This window comes from Lactobacillus sp. ESL1191, assembly GCF_058504435.1.
This window is the reverse complement of the sequence record NZ_CP196365.1, coordinates 1,266,417-1,284,046: the sequence shown is the minus strand read 5'-3', so window position 1 is coordinate 1,284,046 and position 17,630 is coordinate 1,266,417. Positions and strand designations below refer to the sequence as shown.

General features: G+C 44.1%; 16 protein-coding genes. 11 read left to right on the top strand and 5 right to left on the bottom strand.

Annotated features, from left to right (window positions below; translation table 11 throughout):
* Window positions 1-99: 99 nt before the first annotated feature.
* The 3 genes from ACSYSN_RS06435 to vprA all read right to left on the bottom strand — a co-directional run bounded on the left by ACSYSN_RS06435 (window position 100) and on the right by vprA (window position 3,031).
* Window positions 100-513, bottom strand: a complete 414-nt coding sequence (locus ACSYSN_RS06435; RefSeq protein WP_491712036.1) for a 4-hydroxythreonine-4-phosphate dehydrogenase PdxA — start codon at window positions 511-513, stop codon at window positions 100-102.
* Between the two features lie 18 nt (window positions 514-531).
* Complete coding sequence (locus ACSYSN_RS06430; protein ID WP_491712035.1) at window positions 532-1,290, bottom strand: DeoR/GlpR family DNA-binding transcription regulator; 759 nt, start codon at window positions 1,288-1,290, stop codon at window positions 532-534.
* A gap of 286 nt (window positions 1,291-1,576) precedes the next feature.
* Complete coding sequence (vprA, locus tag ACSYSN_RS06425) at window positions 1,577-3,031, bottom strand: vinyl phenol reductase (protein WP_491712034.1); 1,455 nt, start codon at window positions 3,029-3,031, stop codon at window positions 1,577-1,579.
* Between the two features lie 106 nt (window positions 3,032-3,137).
* On the opposite strand from vprA, the gene ACSYSN_RS06420 reads away from it, so the two are divergent.
* Window positions 3,138-4,049 (top strand): LysR family transcriptional regulator, encoded by a 912-nt coding sequence (locus ACSYSN_RS06420; protein ID WP_491712033.1) that lies wholly within the window; start codon window positions 3,138-3,140, stop codon window positions 4,047-4,049.
* Between the two features lie 84 nt (window positions 4,050-4,133).
* On the opposite strand, the gene ACSYSN_RS06415 is transcribed toward ACSYSN_RS06420, so the two are convergent.
* Entirely contained in the window at window positions 4,134-5,453 is a 1,320-nt protein-coding gene (locus tag ACSYSN_RS06415) for an APC family permease (RefSeq protein ID WP_491712032.1), read from the bottom strand.
* A gap of 154 nt (window positions 5,454-5,607) precedes the next feature.
* Between ACSYSN_RS06415 and rbsK the strand changes: the two genes are divergently transcribed.
* The 7 genes from rbsK to ACSYSN_RS06380 all read left to right on the top strand — a co-directional run bounded on the left by rbsK (window position 5,608) and on the right by ACSYSN_RS06380 (window position 12,223).
* A complete protein-coding gene (rbsK, locus tag ACSYSN_RS06410) occupies window positions 5,608-6,522 on the top strand; it encodes a ribokinase (protein ID WP_491712031.1) in 915 nt (304 codons plus the stop codon).
* A 151-nt stretch (window positions 6,523-6,673) separates the two neighbouring features.
* Window positions 6,674-6,922 carry a type B 50S ribosomal protein L31 gene (locus tag ACSYSN_RS06405; protein ID WP_491712030.1) on the top strand — a complete coding sequence of 83 codons (249 nt, stop codon included), beginning with the start codon at window positions 6,674-6,676 and terminating at the stop codon, window positions 6,920-6,922.
* 128 nt (window positions 6,923-7,050) lie between these two features.
* On the top strand, window positions 7,051-8,418 hold the full coding sequence (locus tag ACSYSN_RS06400; RefSeq protein WP_491712029.1) for a UDP-N-acetylmuramoyl-tripeptide--D-alanyl-D-alanine ligase: 1,368 nt from the start codon (window positions 7,051-7,053) through the stop codon (window positions 8,416-8,418).
* 10 nt (window positions 8,419-8,428) lie between these two features.
* A complete protein-coding gene (cshA, locus tag ACSYSN_RS06395; protein WP_491712028.1) occupies window positions 8,429-9,949 on the top strand; it encodes a degradosome RNA helicase CshA in 1,521 nt (506 codons plus the stop codon).
* Window positions 9,950-10,024: 75 nt separating this feature from the next.
* Window positions 10,025-10,378: a holo-ACP synthase gene (gene acpS / locus ACSYSN_RS06390; protein ID WP_491712027.1), complete on the top strand. Its 354-nt coding sequence runs from the start codon at window positions 10,025-10,027 to the stop codon at window positions 10,376-10,378.
* 2 nt (window positions 10,379-10,380) lie between these two features.
* Entirely contained in the window at window positions 10,381-11,514 is a 1,134-nt protein-coding gene (alr, locus tag ACSYSN_RS06385; protein WP_491712026.1) for an alanine racemase, read from the top strand.
* A 118-nt stretch (window positions 11,515-11,632) separates the two neighbouring features.
* The gene (locus ACSYSN_RS06380) at window positions 11,633-12,223 is read left to right on the top strand and encodes a sugar O-acetyltransferase (protein WP_491712025.1); all 591 of its coding nucleotides are present in this window, start codon (window positions 11,633-11,635) and stop codon (window positions 12,221-12,223) included.
* Between the two features lie 124 nt (window positions 12,224-12,347).
* Here the strand turns inward: ACSYSN_RS06380 and cbpA are convergent, their stop codons facing one another.
* Window positions 12,348-13,055: a cyclic di-AMP binding protein CbpA gene (gene cbpA, locus ACSYSN_RS06375; protein ID WP_491712024.1), complete on the bottom strand. Its 708-nt coding sequence runs from the start codon at window positions 13,053-13,055 to the stop codon at window positions 12,348-12,350.
* A 221-nt stretch (window positions 13,056-13,276) separates the two neighbouring features.
* On the opposite strand from cbpA, the gene pth reads away from it, so the two are divergent.
* Genes pth through ACSYSN_RS06360 form a run of 3 tightly spaced genes read left to right on the top strand, consistent with a single transcriptional unit; the run spans window position 13,277 to window position 17,594 of the window.
* Window positions 13,277-13,843, top strand: coding sequence for an aminoacyl-tRNA hydrolase (pth, locus tag ACSYSN_RS06370; protein ID WP_491712023.1), 567 nt, complete (start codon window positions 13,277-13,279; stop codon window positions 13,841-13,843).
* A 1-nt stretch (window position 13,844) separates the two neighbouring features.
* Window positions 13,845-17,336, top strand: coding sequence for a transcription-repair coupling factor (mfd, locus tag ACSYSN_RS06365; RefSeq protein ID WP_491712022.1), 3,492 nt, complete (start codon window positions 13,845-13,847; stop codon window positions 17,334-17,336).
* 15 nt (window positions 17,337-17,351) lie between these two features.
* Complete coding sequence (locus ACSYSN_RS06360; RefSeq protein ID WP_317637174.1) at window positions 17,352-17,594, top strand: RNA-binding S4 domain-containing protein; 243 nt, start codon at window positions 17,352-17,354, stop codon at window positions 17,592-17,594.
* Window positions 17,595-17,630 lie beyond the last annotated feature (36 nt).

Below are 17,630 nucleotides of genomic sequence, written 5' to 3'. Positions count from 1 at the left end.
AGTAGCACCCCTGCAGTAAATCAAATTTAGTCATTTCGCAATTAATACTCTCTAAAGTGCTTTTGTAGCTTTTAAGCGAGAAACGTATTTCAAGGCGACTCAAAGGGTAGTAATGCCAGCCTGTTGCAGTGCTTCCTTATTTAGAGTGGTGGTCACCATTGCTGCCACCCCATCATGCATGCACAAGTCGTTGGCTTTTTCAATGTATTCATATGCAGCTTGACCGCATTGGGCCTGGACTTTGCCATACTCAAAGGTATTCATATCAATATTGTCAAGGTCAATTAAGTTGAGTACGCCTGCGCGGTAATCACCTTCTGCAGGGGCATTAATCACATTAATCTTAATATCAGATTTGACAATCTTGCTGATGTTTTCCAGGATGCGCTTGTCACCAACCACTAAAACTTTGGCATTTTGGTGTATTTCTGGTTTACTTAGCGACTTAACTACTTCTTCGGGCCCAATTCCTGCGGGGTCACCCATAGTAATAACGATGTATTCTCTTTCCATAACTAATTCCTCCATTAATCAGGCAATTAAAAACTTGTCTGCTAGCTTTTGTGGTTGACCTACAAGAAATTTTTTAAAGCCCTGGTCGGTTACCACATAATCAACTTCATCAACAGCTAAAAAGTTAATAAAGCGTGATTTTTTGTATTTTGAGCTATCTGCTAGGATTACTCCCAGTGAAGCATTCTTAAAAGCGACTTCTTTTATTTTTGCCTTTGACTCTGATCCGGTTTGAAAATTTTTAAGTGAAAAAGTATCGCATCCAATAAAGGACAAATCGAAATTAAGCTTAGTTAGTTCAGTAACAGTGTTGACGCTATCCGATGAATTCGTTTTGGTGGACAGTTTTCCACCAACGAAGTAAACATTTTCTGCGCCGTCGTTTAACAGTTTTAATGCGATATTTAAGTCGATTGTGACCAACTTTAAGCCGGCAATATTTTTTAAATATTTGATCAGGCAGTGGGTGGTCGATCCGGCATCAAGAAAAATGGTCATATCCGCTTTGACAAAAGAAGCTGCATATTGAGCAATTTGATCTTTTTGCTCGATAAATTCACTCTTTTTGACTTTATACGGTTTATCCGTAACCGAAAGCGAGAGATCAATCGCTCCGCCAAAGGTTCGCTTGAGTAACCCGGCTTTTTCCATTTCAGACAGATCCTTTCGAATCGTAACTTCGGATACTTTCAACTTGTTTGCCAGATCCAAAACTTTGACCTGTTTCTGATCCTTAATAAGTTGATTGATGTAGTTGCGTCGTTCTTCACTATACATTTTCTTACCTTCGTTCATGAACAATTTCTAATATAGCACTGCTTTCGAAAAATTTCAATACTTTTCAATTAATTTTGTTTTATCTATTAAAAGCCGTTTATTTAGTTTCATTATCTTTTGAATTTTTTAACATGTTGATTGTTAGTTTAAATTAGTGAAAGTTCAAAATGAGTTTGAAAGTAAAGCCTTAGATTTAGTTAATTATACAGTTGATTTGGGGATTTGCTTAATAAGTCTTAGCAAAAAAGCCTTTGCTTAGAGCAAAGGCTTTTAAACTTAATATTAGTTACCGGTTAATTTGATCATAAATGACATTGGCCACATGTTTACCAGAATAGAAGGTGAATCCAGCTTCCGTTCCTGGCATATTTGGACCGTAGGTATCGCCAATCAGCATACCGGCAGCGTCATTGCCAGCGGCATATAAACCGCTAATTGGACGACCAGCTTGGTCTAAAACCTTGTGCTCCGTGTCTGTCTTCAAGCCACCCATCGTACAAAAAGCACCAATGCCAAGTTCAAAGGCATAGAATGGTCCCTGTTCAACTGGAATCATGAAATCAGCTTTCTTGCCAAAGTCAAGGTCTTGACCATCGTGGGACATTTGGTTGTAGTGATTAATCGTCTGTTCAAGATCTGGCAGATTAACTTTTTGAGCTAGTTCGGCGACTGAATCGGCCTTGGTAATGTATGGTGCATTTTCATCAAAGGCTTTTTGCATTTCTTCTTTCAGGTGCGGCAGTCTGGTATCGTGGTAATCCCAAGTTCCCATTTGCTTGTACAGGCCTTCATCGGCGAGGTGGTCAATGGTAGCTTGATCCATAATTGTGAAAACTTTACCTTGTGTAGTTAACGCATTTCCCGCTAGCGAGAAGTTATCAACAACTTCTTCGTTAACAAACCGGTGACCATTTTCGTTAACCCAAAGTAATGATTGTTGGTCAGCTGCACCGTTTAATTCGGAATAGCGGTAGATGTAGCCGGGTTTAGTGGGGTCTTTCAAGTAACCACCAAAAAGCATTGCCATATCCATTGCGTACTTTTGTGCACCAACTGCCCAAGCAAGTTTAAGACCGTCTCCGGTATTCTTTTCCGAGTTAACTGGGATGAGTTGGTGCTCATCGTAGTGAGTTTCGTTTTTGATCATCTCCTTGTTATTCAGATATCCACCGGTTGCTAGGACCACGGACTTAGTAGCAATTGTCTTAGTAGCGTGATTACCTAAATCTTCAAGCTCAACCCCTTCAACCTGGCCTTGATCGCTCAAGTTGATTTTAGTTACAGTGGTTGAGGTCAAAACGTCTGTGCCTTGCTCCTTAGCCTTAGGTTCCAAGACGTCATGAATAACCGACTTACCCAGTCCCTTAAATAAGTGCCAAGTCCGATAGCCGCTACCAAGAGGGGCAACATCCAAGTATTCAACTCCAAGATCGGCCAGCCACTTAATAATGCCGGCTGAAGCAGCAATGTATTCCTTCCAAACTTGTGTATCGGCCCGGTAGTGTGAATAATTCAGTTCTTCTTCCAGAGCCTCTTCTTTAGTCAGCTTAACATTATGCTGTTTTTGTAAATATGAATCAACCGCAAAAGCACCTTCAATATGTTCGCCACTTCCGCCAGTATTGTGGCCTTTTTCAACCACTAAAACGCTCAGCCCGCGATGGCTCGCCTGATATGCCGCCGCAAAACCTGCTGCGCCGCCGCCAACAATTACTACATCGTAATTTTCTTTAGATTGCATGTGAAACCTCCTACAAATCTTTATACCCAAAAGTATAACCGCTTACATCAAGAATGTGCTATAGTTAACTTAGTCGCCACTAGAACGTAGATGTACGGGTGAAAAGATGGATAATGAACAATTAAAGGTTTTTCTTGCAGTTGCTCAACAAGGCAGTTTTGGACGTGTAGCAGACCAGCGATACGTCACGCAAAGAGCAGTATCACGGCAAATCGCTCGACTAGAAAATGAACTGGGAATTAAGTTGTTTGAACGCACGAATAACCGGATTAGCTTGTCGGAGGCAGGAAAATATTTTGCCGGTCGCGTGCAGGATTATTTGAATAACTTTGATGCGACAGTCATAGAACTGAAAAAAATCGCCAAAGCCACCGGGAATACCCTTTCTATCGGCTATTTTTCGATTTTTGATGCCTTCATTATGGAAAAAGAAATTATCAATTACCAAACCCAAAAACTAAAACCGGAAATCGACTTTTCTACTACGGAAGAAAGCGTTGAACACCTGCTGGCTGATTTGGCCTTAAACAAACTAGATTGTGCATACATTAACCAATATGGTAGTTACGATATTCCCCAAGCAGAGCTCTATGACTTTGTGCCCGTTTATGCCAACGAAATGGTAATGGGAATTAGCAAACAAAATGTGCTAAGTAAGAAGCAATACCTGACTGAAAAGGACCTAGAAGGGCAGACTTTATTTTATTATAGTCATGAAAACTCTGATTTTATGCGTAAAACGTTTACCGCTACCTTACACAAGAATATGAATAATTACCAGATTATGCGGGTATCTTCCATTGAACAATTAATGACCAGTACAGCTTTGAACCAGGGGCTTGCCTATATTCCCAAGGGATTAATCAATCAGATAATGAGACGGGATCCTGAGATTGTCTATCGGCGCTTTCATTCACAGCAGAAGCAGCAATATGCAATGCAGCTAATTTATTTAAAAAATAATCAATCTAAAGCTTTGAAGAGTTTTGTAAGGTCAATTAAGAAACTGAAAATTTAAGTTAGTAAAAAACGATTTGCCTGAAAACAAATCGTTTTTTGGGTTTAGCTGGTGGTCCGCGCAAAATAACTGCGGTGGTAATACTTACGCTTCCGAAGTGCTGTTATTTTGGTGCTGAACATAGAGGTATACTGGCCAGCCGGTTAAGGTCAACAAGATGCCGGTAATTGCTAGCAGCGGCTGTGAAATAGAGGTACTGATAACGATAAAGAGTGCGCCGCAGATTGCCAAAATTGGCGGTAGCGGATACCAGGGGATTTTATAGGGCCGCAATAACTCTGGCTGCCGGCGGCGTAAGATGAAAACTCCGGCAAATAGGAGGATAGAAAAGATCCAGGAAACGTAGACCAACATGTTAGATAGCGAGTCAAAAGTGCCCGAAAAAATCATGATGGTGGCTATTCCGCACTCAAAGAGCATGCTGTTGGTAGGGACGATTGTTCTCAAGTTTAATTTGCCAAAAAAAGCAGCAGCGGGAAGCTTCTTTTCCCGGCCGAGGATGTAGGGCATCCTGGAACCTAGTAGCAGGTGACCGTTAATTGCACCAAAGACTGAGACAAGGATGCCGGCGGCAATCAAGCTACCACCAAGGTCGCCAAAGAGTTTTTGTGCGGTCAAGATAGCAGTAGTTTGGTTGCCCACTACTTGACTCCAAGGAATGATTTTGATGTAGCTCAAGTTAACCAAAGTATATAAAATAGTGACACCAAAGAGTCCCCAAATAATGGCCTGAGCTAGAGTTTTAGCGGGATTTTTGACTTCAGCTGCCAAATTGCCAATACTGAGCCAACCATCATAGGCAAAGAGCACGGCCAGTAGGGCTTGGCCAAAAGCTGCAGCCCCAGATACTGAGCTGATGTGCGGGGCGGGCGCGGCTGCTAAATGGTTAGGTCCACTATAGAAGAAGGCAAACACAATAATAGCTGCAATTGGTAGCAATTTGATGATCAAGGCCAGTTTTTGGACTTGCGAACTTAACTTGGATCCCATCCAGTTGATGAATAAGATCGTCAGCATGACGGCCAGTGCAACCACTGTTGTGGGGAGATTTTTGAAAGCGGAGATACCCTTAAGTTGGGTAGCGAAGACAATCGAAAGAGCCGCAATATTAGCGGGGTAATAAATAATAATCAGTGACCAGCCAAACAGGAAGGCGATTTTGGAGCCATAAATTGCTTCCAGGTACTTGACGGGACCACCATCTTCCGGAAAGACGGAGGCTAGTTCGGCAATACTAAGCCCAGCCATCAGCGTAACAAAGCCTGCAAGCGGCCAGACGAGGATACTGAGCCAAGCGTTGTGGGTTAAAGCAGAAACATTAGCAATTTTAAAAAAAGTACCGCCACCAATCATGGTGCCCATGACAGTTGCCAGTGCCGCAAAAAAGTTGAGTTGTCTTTTCATATGTTTTATTTCCTGTCTAAATAGTGAATGATAAACATAATTATAGGCGATAACCGGCAAAATAAAAAGATTAGCTGAAGTTAAATGTGATATTATTTGGGTAAAACAAAATGGCTAAACTTTCCTTCTACATAATAGTATAAAAGGAGAAAAAATGAACAAAGTTACAGTTATCGGCAGTATTAATCTCGATACAAATTTGCGTGTTAAACGGATGGTTAAACCAGGTGAAACGATTCACGCGCAGAAACACTATTCTGCAGCTGGCGGCAAGGGGGCTAATCAGGCCGTGGCGGCGGCTCGATCAGGCTGCCACGTTAACTTCATTGGTGCGGTGGGTAATGATGCACCGGGAAGGGAAATGTTGGCCCTACTTAAACAGGACAAGATCAATCTCGCAGGCATTGCAGTGGTTGACCAGGAATCAACGGGTCAAGCCTTCATTACCGTTGATGATGAAGGCCAAAATGCAATTACCATCTATGCGGGAGCTAACTTTGCCTTTGGCCGCCAAGCTATTGCTTCAAAGCAGGCGTTGATCGCAGGCAGTGATTTTGTTATTGCACAATTTGAGACGCCAGTGGAAGCAACGCTTGCCGCTTTTGAAATGGCGCGCCAGGCCGGAGTCAAAACGATCTTGAACCCTGCCCCAGCGATGTCCCAGATTCCTGCTGACCTGCTCCAGTTGACGGACCTGATTGTACCTAATGAAACTGAGGCGGCAACGATTACCAATGTTGAAGTAGTTGACGAAGCAAGCGCGCGTGAGGCAGCACATAAACTTCATGACTTGGGAGTGGCAGCAGTTATCATTACGATTGGTTCCCACGGGGCTTTTTATGACTATCAGGAGCAGAGCGGCTTGGTAGCGGCCTACCAGGTTAAGGCGGTGGATACAACTGCAGCGGGTGACACCTTTATTGGAGCAATGACTAGTATGCTCAAACCGGACTTTAGTAATTTTAAGGCAGCAATTAATTTTGCTAATCGGGCCTCTTCTTTGACGGTTCAGCGATACGGCGCTCAGCCAGCTATTCCTTACCTAAAGGAAATTGAGCAGGTCAAATAAACTTGGTCGCAGTGGCAGAATTGGTGGCCAACGCCTTAAATTATGATATCTTGCAGAAGTATTGAAATTTACTTTTAAAAATGGTAAAGTATTAGACGTTAATCGATTAATCTATGGCTTGCGATAAAGTCATGGCAAAGGAGTAATATACATGAAACAAGGCATTCACCCAGATACCCAACAAGTTGTCTTTATGGATTCCGCAACCGGCGCTAAGTTTGTTGCTGGTTCAACCATTAAGTCAGACGAAACAGTAGATTATGAAGGTCAGACTTATCCCCTAGTTCGGGTTGAAATCACTTCAGATTCGCATCCATTCTACACTGGCAAGCAGAAGTTTGCTCAGGCCGATGGTCGAATTGACAAGTTCAACAAGAAGTATGGTATGAACGAAAAGTAGTATCTTTGATCTGGTGGAAGCAGTCCCATTGGGGCTGCTTTTTTATGTAAAGCTGAACGGTTATACTAAATCTGAGGCTAGCATAGCAGCTGCTTTACCAAATTTATTTTTAGCTAGGAGAAAAATAGATGAAAATGCAACTGGCAGAAATTGCCAAGGCAATTAATGCAACATGCACAGGCAACGATCAGGCTGTTATTACCTCTGTTGCCTTTGACTCACGCAAGATTGAGGCTGGTGGTCTATTTGTTCCGCTCAAGGGAGAACGCGACGGGCACGACTTTGTAAGTAGTGCAATCAGTCAGGGAGCTAGTGCCAGTTTGTGGCAACAAGGTCACCCGAACAAGCCCAACGGGATTGCGCTACTTGAGGTGGAAGATCCCTTGCAGAGTATGCAAAAGCTGGCGCAGTATTACCTGGGCAAGGTAAACCCAACTGTTGTTGGAATTACCGGTTCAAATGGTAAAACCACCACTAAAGATATGACCGCGGCTGTCTTAGCCAAGCGCTTTAACGTGCACAAGACGGATGCAAATTTTAACAATGAGATTGGCGTTCCGATGACCATCTTGGGCATGAAACCCAATACTGAAATCCTGGTGCTTGAAATGGGGATGGACCATGCCGGGCAACTACACGAATTGAGTGAATTGACCCATCCTGATGTGACGGTGATTACGATGATTGGTGAAGCCCACATTGAATTTTTTGGTTCTCGCGCCAAAATTGCGGATGCCAAGCTGGAGATCACCGACTTTTTACAAGAAGATGGTGAACTCATCTATAACGGGGATGAACCACTTTTACGAGAACGTTCAGAGCAGCTCAATCAAGCAAAAGTTACCTTTGGTTTTGCCAAAGATGATACAGTTTATGCAACTGGCTTTAGTAGCTATAAGCATCATGCATCATTTACGGTGAATGGTTCCGATTGCAAGTTCACCATTCCGATGATTGGCCAGCACAACGTAGCGAATGCGCTCGCGGCTTTGTGCGTTGGCCGGCACTTTGGTGAAAGCAATGAAGAAATTGCGGCTGCCTTAGCCGGTTTTACTCCAACCGCCAATCGGATGGAATGGGAAAAAGGCGATGTGGGTGAAGACATCATGAGTGATGTGTATAACTCCAATCCGACGGCAGTGCGTGCGGTGTTAGCCAGTTTTGGACAAATTCAGGTGCCAGCAGGTAGCCGCCGGATAGCTGTTTTAGGTGATATGCTAGAACTTGGCCAAAAGTCAGCAGAATTGCACCGGAACCTGGCAGATTGCCTTGATCCTCAAGTGATTAACGAAGTATATTTATTTGGTTCAGAAATGAAGAATTTAGCCACTGCACTAAAGGATCGTTATGATCCAGAACATATGCATTACTACCTAGAAGACCAGATGCAGCACATGATTGCTGATCTAAAAAATGATATTAAGCCGCACGACATAGTTGTCCTTAAGGGATCACATGGCATGCACCTCGAAAAGGTAGTAGAGCGGCTTAGATAAGGAGAATTTAGTGAAATTTACGGAATTAGGATTAAATGATGAGCTATTGAAGGCCATTAAACGTTCAGGATTTGAGGAGGCAACGCCAATCCAGGAACAAACAATTCCCCTTGCCTTAGCGGGTAAGGATGTAATTGGACAGGCCCAGACGGGTACCGGTAAGACGGCCGCTTTTGCCCTGCCAATTTTACAAAACTTAGATAAGGATAAGAAGGTAATTCAAGCGTTAATTATTGAACCTACGCGTGAATTAGCCATCCAAACCCAGGAAGAACTCTTCCGTTTAGGCCGTGACGAACATGCTCGTGTGCAAGTTGTCTATGGTGGAGCTGATATCGGCCGGCAGATTCGGTCACTTAAAAATAATGTTCCAGCCATCTTAGTTGGGACCCCAGGCCGTTTGCTTGATCACTTGAAGCGGAAAACGGTCAACCTGGAAGACGTTTCTACGATCGTCTTAGACGAGGCTGATGAAATGCTTGACATGGGCTTTATTCAAGACATCGAAAGCATCTTAAGCTATGTGAAGAACCGGAAGCAGACATTGCTGTTTAGTGCGACAATGCCTAAGCCAATTTTAAATATTAGTGAAAAGTTCATGCATGATCCTGAGGTTGTGCAGGTTAAGGCCAAAGAGCTGACCGCCGACCTGATTGATCAGTATTACGTGCGCGCTAAAGATTCCGAAAAGTTTGACATTATGTGTCGCTTATTCGATGTTCAGAATCCTGACTTAGCCGTTATCTTTGTCCGGACTAAACGGCGAGTTGATGAAATCACGCGCGGCTTGCAGGCACGTGGCTACAATGCAGCTGGTATTCATGGCGATCTGTCGCAAGTGCGCCGGATTAGCGTGTTGAAGCGGTTCCGTGCAGGAAAATTAGATATCTTGGTAGCAACCGACGTTGCTGCTCGTGGTCTTGACATTTCAGGTGTAACCCACGTGTACAATTACGACATTCCGCAAGACCCAGATTCTTACGTTCACCGTATTGGTCGTACTGGTCGGGCAGGGCAAAATGGTAATTCGATTACCTTTGTTACGCCTGGTGAAATGAGCTATATGAAGACAATCGAAAGGTTGACTAAGAAAAAGATGATGCCGCTCACTCCACCAACGGATGACCAGGCTTTGCACGGTCAACTTAAGATTGCTAAAACCAAGATTGAAGACCTGATGAAGGAAGATCTTTCCAAGTACACTGATGATGCCAATGAATTGTTGGAAAACTATTCTGCTGTTGACCTTGCAGCTGCACTGTTGAAGAATTTGTCTAAGGATTCAGCTGATGTTGAGGTTAATATAAGTTCACAAAAACCATTGCCATCACGTGGCGGCAACGGCCGCCGCGGTGGTGGTAGAAGCCGGGGCAATTACGGTCATGGCGGCGGCCGGGGCCGCCGCGGTCGCGGTGGATATCGCGGCGGTGAGCGCGGTCATAATGATCATGGCCACAGTGGATATCGCGGTAATAACTCACACCGGTCAGGTGGGGGTCACAGCTTTGTGATTAAGAACAAAAAAGATTAATATTTTTACTAAAAAAGAGCTACATTAAGATGTAACTCTTTTTTTAGGCTATAATTTTTACAGTGAGGTGGAAAAATGATAGCTGGTGTAGGAATTGATGCAGTTGAAGTAGAACGGGTCGCAAAATTAGTAGCTAAAGGTGATAATTTTGCTCGCAAGGTGCTAACCCCCAATGAATTTGCCCAGTACCAAAAGATGCAAGGCAAGCGCAAAGTTGAGTATTTAGGCGGTCGCTTTTCGCTTAAGGAGTCCTTTTCTAAGGCGATGGGAACTGGCCTGGGTAAAGAAATTGGCTTGCAAGATATAGAAACATTATGGGATGATCTTGGTCATCCCGTGACTACTTCAAGTAAGTTTGCAGGGAAAATTTTCCCAAGTATTAGTCATGATAATCATGAAATAGTCACTTTAATTGTTTTGGAGAGGTAAGAATGGTGCCAGGAATACATCGCCCAGCCCTTGTACGTGTGGACTTAGCTGCGATAAGACATAATATTAAAGCAGAAAAAAGCCATTTAAAGCCAGGACAAAAGTTGTTTGCAGTTGTGAAAGCCAACGCCTATGGCCACGGTGCAGTGAGAGTTGCTCGTGAGGCGGTCAAGGCAGGTGCTAGTGGCTTTTGTGTGGCAATCTTGGATGAGGCACTGGAACTACGTAAAGCAGACATTACGCAGCCCATTTTAGTGTTGGGGGTAACGCCGCAAGCCTATGCAGGGCTAGCGGCAGCAGCAGATATTTCGTTAACGGTACCAACTTTAGCTTGGCTCAAGGCGGCCGACCAAGAATTAACAGCTGCCAATCTGCGCCTGAAAGTTCACTTAGCAGTTGATTCTGGCATGAATCGCATTGGTTTTAGTGAGGATGCAGACTTTCTTGCAGCTAACGACTTTTTGCAAGCTAATCCGCACTTTGATGTTGAAGGAATGTTTACCCACTTTGCTTCAGCTGACAGTAGTGATGATACTTACTTTAAGCAGCAAGTAGCCCGTTTTGATCACTTTAAGCACCTGCTTAAGTTAAAGCCGCAGTGGATTCATGTGGACAACACGGCCGCCAGTGTGTATGACAAGGGCGTAAAGAGCGATTTGGTGCGTTTCGGGATTGGCATCTATGGCCTTAATCCGTCTGCTAATCCGGCCAGTCCTGAACTGCCGATGAAAGTTAATCTAAAACCGGCCTTATCGCTTGAAAGCGAGCTCGTCCAGGTTCATACGGTAGTCAAAGGAGAAGGTGTGGGCTACGGCTCAACTTACCTGGCGGAGCGTGACCAAGTCATTGGGACGGTTCCGCTGGGCTATGCTGATGGCTTTATCCGTAAATTTCAGGGTTTTACCGTCAAGGTGGGCGACTGCTACTGTCCGATTGTTGGTCGTATTTGTATGGATCAATTGATGGTGCGCTTGCCCCATGCAATGCCAGTAGGTACGAAAGTGGTCTTGATTGCTAATGATCCAGCGGCACCAAACAGCATTAAAAAAGCGGCTGACTATGTTGATTCTATTCATTATGAAGTTGCCTGCCTGCTTTCTGACCGCCTGCCGCGGGAATATTATGAAGGTTTATAACGGCTATTAAATCGTGGCACAAGGTTGGCCGATGTGGACAACATTATGACTGCTGATTAAGCAATTTGGGAGTAATGGTTATGAAAAATAGTCAACCGACAGACAAAGAATATAAAAAATGTTGGCCGGAGAATTATATCGGGCAGATAGAATTAAACCTGAAAACAGGTCGATCCACGGAAAAATAATAGCTCAAAAAATAAATCAATTACCGATTCAAAATAAAACTGAAATTATTGAGCTAGAGCGGCAATTGGTGAAAAAAGCAGGTGAGAATCTTTATATTAATCCACCACTGTATGTAGATTATGGCCGCCACATAAGCTTAGGGGATAACTTTTATGCTAATCAAAATTGCACCTTTTTAGATGTAAATTTGATTACCTTTGGCGACAACATCTTGGTCGGTCCTAACGTGAGTTTTTATACTGCTGGTCACCCACTGGATGCTCAAGTTAGAAGCGCAGGGCTTGAATATAGTCTTCCGATAACAGTGGCGGATGACGTCTGGATAGGTGGTAGTGCAGTTATTCTGCCGGGAGTAACGATTGGTGCTAAGACTGTAGTGGGAGCAGGAGCAGTGGTTACTAAGAGCTTACCTGAAAATAGTCTGGCCGTTGGTAATCCAGCTAGGGTAATTCGCACGTTTTCTGCAGCAGATAGAGACTACTGGCTAAAGCAACGCAAAGCATATTTGGCTGATGACTAAGATTTACTCGGTATGCGCGAGGGGAAGTCATTAGATACTTGACTATAATTACTTGTGCAGATAACAAAAAAAGCATTGCTTCAATAGATAAGCAGTGCTTTTTGGTTGTGCGCCTTGAAGATAATTAATTATCTTCTGGTTCACTGAGATAAGTACCCGGATTTTCGTCGCTCATAATGGTCATGCCGGCCTGGAGGTCCTCAATTTCAGCCACCACATAACCCTTGTGTTCCAGCTTGCTGACGATTGTTTTCAAGGTCTCAAGTGATACGCCCGCCGGTAGGGTGAAGAGGATGCGCCGCACAAAGTTACTGTTTTCTGCTGAACTTGATCCATCCAAACTCATTGTCCCTGCAATGGCCGTGTACTTACTAATGACCTTGGCCATCTTGACCAAGTTACCGCGTGAGTTGTCAGTTAATACAGTCAGCACATAAGAACCGCTTTTTACGTTCCAGGCAGCTGATAACATGTCGAGCAGGCGTGAGTGAGTTAGAATCCCATAAAACTTGCCACTCTCATCTAGAACGGTAATATAAGGTAGGTCTTTGATTGTGAAGAAAACTTTAAAAAATGGTGAATTAACCTTGATGGTTTTAGTAGCATTCTTCAACAAGTAAGTGACCGGTAGGCTCATATCCTTACCTTGGGACTTATGGCGATAGATGTGCATTTTGTAGATATTACCACGGAAAATGGTACCGGTATCGTCCAAAATTGGCACACAGCGGTAGCCCGAATCTTCTAAAATTGCTAATGCTTCTTCAAGCGTAGCGTGTTCGTTAACCGTTGTTAAGTAATCCTTTTTAATAACTAAAGATTTGATCAGCATGAGACTGCCTCCATTGCAAAAAATAATTCAAGTGATTATACCATAGTGTGCATTATGATTAAAGTTAAATTAAAGCCAAAATGTCAATTAACTAGAGTGTAGCACTAGTAGGGCATTTTAAAAAGTCTTTTTAAGTAGTGCAATCAAAGTGTAATAGTCTGGTGCAATTGAACTGGCCTGAATGTGCTATCATTAATACGACTAAAATAAGGGGAAATTTGATGAAAATAGTAGCAGGCCTGGGCAATCCAGGTAAAAAGAACGATGGTACCAAGCACAATACTGGTTTTATGGCGCTAGATCGGTATCTAACAGAAAATGGCATCCAGCTGGATCGCGAAAAGTTCACAGGTAAGTATTGTAAACAAGTGATTAACGGCACCCCCGTCATTCTGCTTGAGCCATTAACTTATATGAATGAATCGGGGCGTGCTGTTGCCCAATTTGCGCGTTTTTTCAAAGTTGCACCGCAGGATATCCTGATCATCCATGATGATATGGACATGCCACTAGGCAAAATTCGCATTCGAGCCAATGGCAAATCCGGTGGTCATAATGGGATCAAAAGTATTATCCGTGACTTAGGCTCAAGTGACTTTAACCGCCTTAAAATCGGTATTCGTCACCCCGATAATGCTAGTGCAGCAGCGGTTGTTTCCTGGGTTCTTTCCCGCTTCGACCAGGACCAGCAAAAGCTGATGGACGCGGCCTTTGATACTGCCAGCAACGTAATTGGTGACTTTATTGCCGGAAAAAGTAGCCAAGATTTGATGAATCAATACAATTAAAATGCGTTTAACCAAGCTGATTGCTAAAGACCGTGACCTGGCCAGTTTCATTGCCAAGACGGTCAAAGTTGAAAACTCGTTAATCACGGGCGCCAATGCCGGTGCTTTTAGTCTGCTCTTAAAACAAATAGTGACTACACTTGACCGTCCACTGATCTTAATTGAAGAAAATGAAAATAAGGCTCAAAAACTTTTCAGTGAATTAGTTGCAGTGATGCCAGTTGGCAGTGTACAGCTCTTTCCGGTAGACACAACAATTGCCACGCAGACCGCGGTCAGTTCGCCGGATGAATTAAGCAGCCGCATTCAAGCACTCAACTTTTTGTTAAGTCAGCGGCAGGGGATTGTGGTGACGGTACCGCAAGGCTTGCAGTACAAGTTATCGCAACCTGAAGACTATGCAGCTACTAAACGTGCGTTAAAGCCGGGAGCTGAATATGTTTTAGCTGAGCTGGCCAGCTGGCTAGTTGGTGCGGGTTACCAACGGGAAAATTTGGTGGCCAAACCGGGCGAATTTGCGTTGCGGGGGGATATTTTAGATATTTACCCATTAGACCGTGAAAATCCGGTCAGAATTGAATTTTTTGGCGATGAGGTTGATACGGTTAAGGAGTTTGACCTAGCCAGTCAGCGTAGCCAAAAAGAACTAGACCAAGTTGTGGTGTCAGCGGCTCAAGACCGGATTTTTCAGGAGAGCGACTTCAAGCGCGCGGCGGCGGCAATTACGCAGGCGATGGCAGCGGCCCCGGCTCCAGCCAAAGCAGTCCAAGAGCATTTTGCCCAAGTTGTCGATGACTTGCAAAACGCAACGCTGCCGCAAAATTATGCTTTTTTAGTTGACTACCTAATTGCGCAACCGAGTACTCTACTCGATTATTTGGGGCAAGACGGTTTGGTTATGCTTGATGACTGGCCACTAATCGATCAAGCGGTGCAGACGGTTGACCAACAGAATGCTGGCTTTGTTGATGATGAACTCAAAACGGGTGCAATGCTTCCAGGGCAGGAACTGCGGACGAACTTTTCGCAAACTTGGTCTGGTGATCAGCACCATCATATTTACTTTTCACTTTTTCAGCGGAGTATTGGTCGGATTCGGTTGGGGCAGTTATTTGACTGGCCGACGCGGCAGCCCGAACAATTCTTTAGTCAGCTGCCTTTGTTGAAGACAGAACTGGCTTCTTACCAAAAGAAGGGGCAGACCGTCATCTTGCAGGCTGATAATGCCAAAAGAGCAAGACAAATTAACCAGACTTTGACGGAATTTGGATTAGAAGTGCCAATAGTTGAGCCAGATCAACTGACTGAAGGCCAAACGCAGATTATGGTTGGTGCTTTTGCCAGCGGCTTTACCCTACCTAATAACAACTTAGTCTACTTGACTGAACACGAATTATTTAATAAAACTACCCACCATACTCGCAGGATTAAAACGCTGGAAAATGCCCAACGGTTGCGCAGTTACACGGAACTCAAGCCTGGCGACTATGTTGTCCATGTGAATCATGGTATTGGTCGCTTTGAAGGGATTAAAACACTAGAAAATAACGGCCTTAAGCGCGATTATATTACCATCACTTACCAGCATGGTGACCAGCTGTTTGTACCAGCTGACCAGTTGAAGCTGGTGCAAAAGTATGTGGCCTCAGAGGGGAAGCGACCACACGTTAACAAGTTGGGTGGCAGCGAGTGGGCCAAAACCAAACATAAGGTACAATCCAAGGTCGAAGATATTGCTGATGACCTGATTGATTTGTATGCCAAGCGTGAAGCAGAAAAGGGTTACGCCTATGCTGCAGATGATGAATTGCAGCACCAGTTTGAAGACGCCTTCCCTTATGTAGAAACTCCTGACCAGTTGCGGTCAATCGCTGAAGTTAAGCACGATATGGAACAAGCGCGGCCGATGGATCGCTTACTGGTTGGGGATGTTGGCTTTGGTAAAACTGAGGTAGCTTTGCGCGCTGCCTTCAAGGCAATCGAGGCTGGCAAGCAAGTTGCTTTTTTGGTGCCAACGACCATTTTAGCCCAGCAGCATTATGAAACAATTGTGGACAGGTTCAAAAATTTTCCGGTTAACTATGCAGTTTTGTCACGCTTTCAAACGACCGCCGAAGCTAAAGAAATTGTTCATAGGCTGGAGCTTGGTGAGCTTGATCTGGTGGTTGGAACTCACCGCCTCTTGTCTAAGGATGTTCAGTTCAAGGACTTGGGACTGTTAATTGTTGATGAAGAGCAGCGCTTTGGCGTTAAACATAAAGAGCGACTAAAAGAGCTCAAGGCTAATATCGACGTCTTAACTCTAACGGCAACGCCAATTCCGCGGACGTTACACATGTCAATGGTCGGCGTGCGCGACTTGTCGGTAATGGAGACGCCGCCAGCGAATCGCTATCCCATTCAGACTTATGTAATGGAACAGCTTCCCAGCGTCATCAAGGATGCCTGCTTGCGGGAGATGAAACGCGCTGGTCAGGTCTTTTACTTGCACAACCGGATTGGTGATATTGATGATGTAGTTACTGAATTGCAAAAGCTACTGCCTACTGCCCGCATTGCCAGCCTCCATGGCCGGATGAGTAAGAATCAGATGGAAGACATTCTTTACCGGTTTTTAAACCGAGAATTTGACGTCTTAGTAACAACAGCCATCATTGAAACGGGCATTGACATGCCGAACGTTAATACGATGATTGTTGAAAATGCTGACCACTACGGCCTAAGTCAATTATATCAGCTACGCGGCCGGATTGGCCGAAGTGCGCGTTTGGCTTATGCATACTTCCTCTATCAACCTAATAAAGTTTTAACTGAAGTAGGCGAAAAGCGCCTGGAAGCAATCCGGGACTTTACCGAACTGGGTTCAGGCTTCAAGATTGCCATGCGCGATTTATCAATTCGCGGTGCTGGTAACATGCTCGGCGCTCAACAACACGGCTTCATCGATAGTGTTGGCTATGACCTCTACTCTCAAATGCTCGCTGATGCCATTAAAGACCGTCAGGGTAAGCCCAGACGGGCAAAGAGTAATGCTGAAATTGACTTGGGCCTTGAAGCCTATATTCCCAACAGCTACATTGCTGACCAAGAAGAAAAGATTGAATTTTACAAGAAAATTAAGGCAGCAGGGGTAGATGAAATTGCCCAAATTCAGGATGAATTGATTGACCGCTTTGGTGATTATCCTAAGCCCGTGGAAAACTTACTAGCTATTTCTCAGGTCAAGGCTGCTGCGGATTTAGCTCAGGTTCTGACCATGGTGAGGGCAAAGCAGCAAGTCAAAGTGGAGTTTCAAGTACAGGCATCCACGGAATTGACCGGACCAAATATTTTTAAGGCATTGGAACATGTCTCGTTCAAAACTAAAATCAATTTAACGCCGCAAAAGCGGTTAGTGGTATTGTTAGAATTACCAGCCGGACTGCAGACACGTAGCTTATTCAATGAATTGATGACCTTCATGACTGCAGTGACGGCCATTATTCAAAGATAATTAAAGAGGTAAAAAATGAGAATCGATAAATTTTTAAAAGTATCACGTTTAGTTAAACGCCGGCCAATCGCTAAAGAAATGGCTGATCAGGGCCGCATTAAGGTGAACGATCGGGTAGTTAAGTCCAGTTATGAAATCAAGGTGGGCGATGTGATTGAGGTTGGCTATGGCTCTCGGCAAGTTAAGGCCAGAGTTTGTGAAGTGCGTGAAACCACCAAAAAGGCCGAGGCCAGTGAATTATATGAATTAATTGACTAATTTCGGGATAGGTAATGACTTTTAGAAAGTCCATTG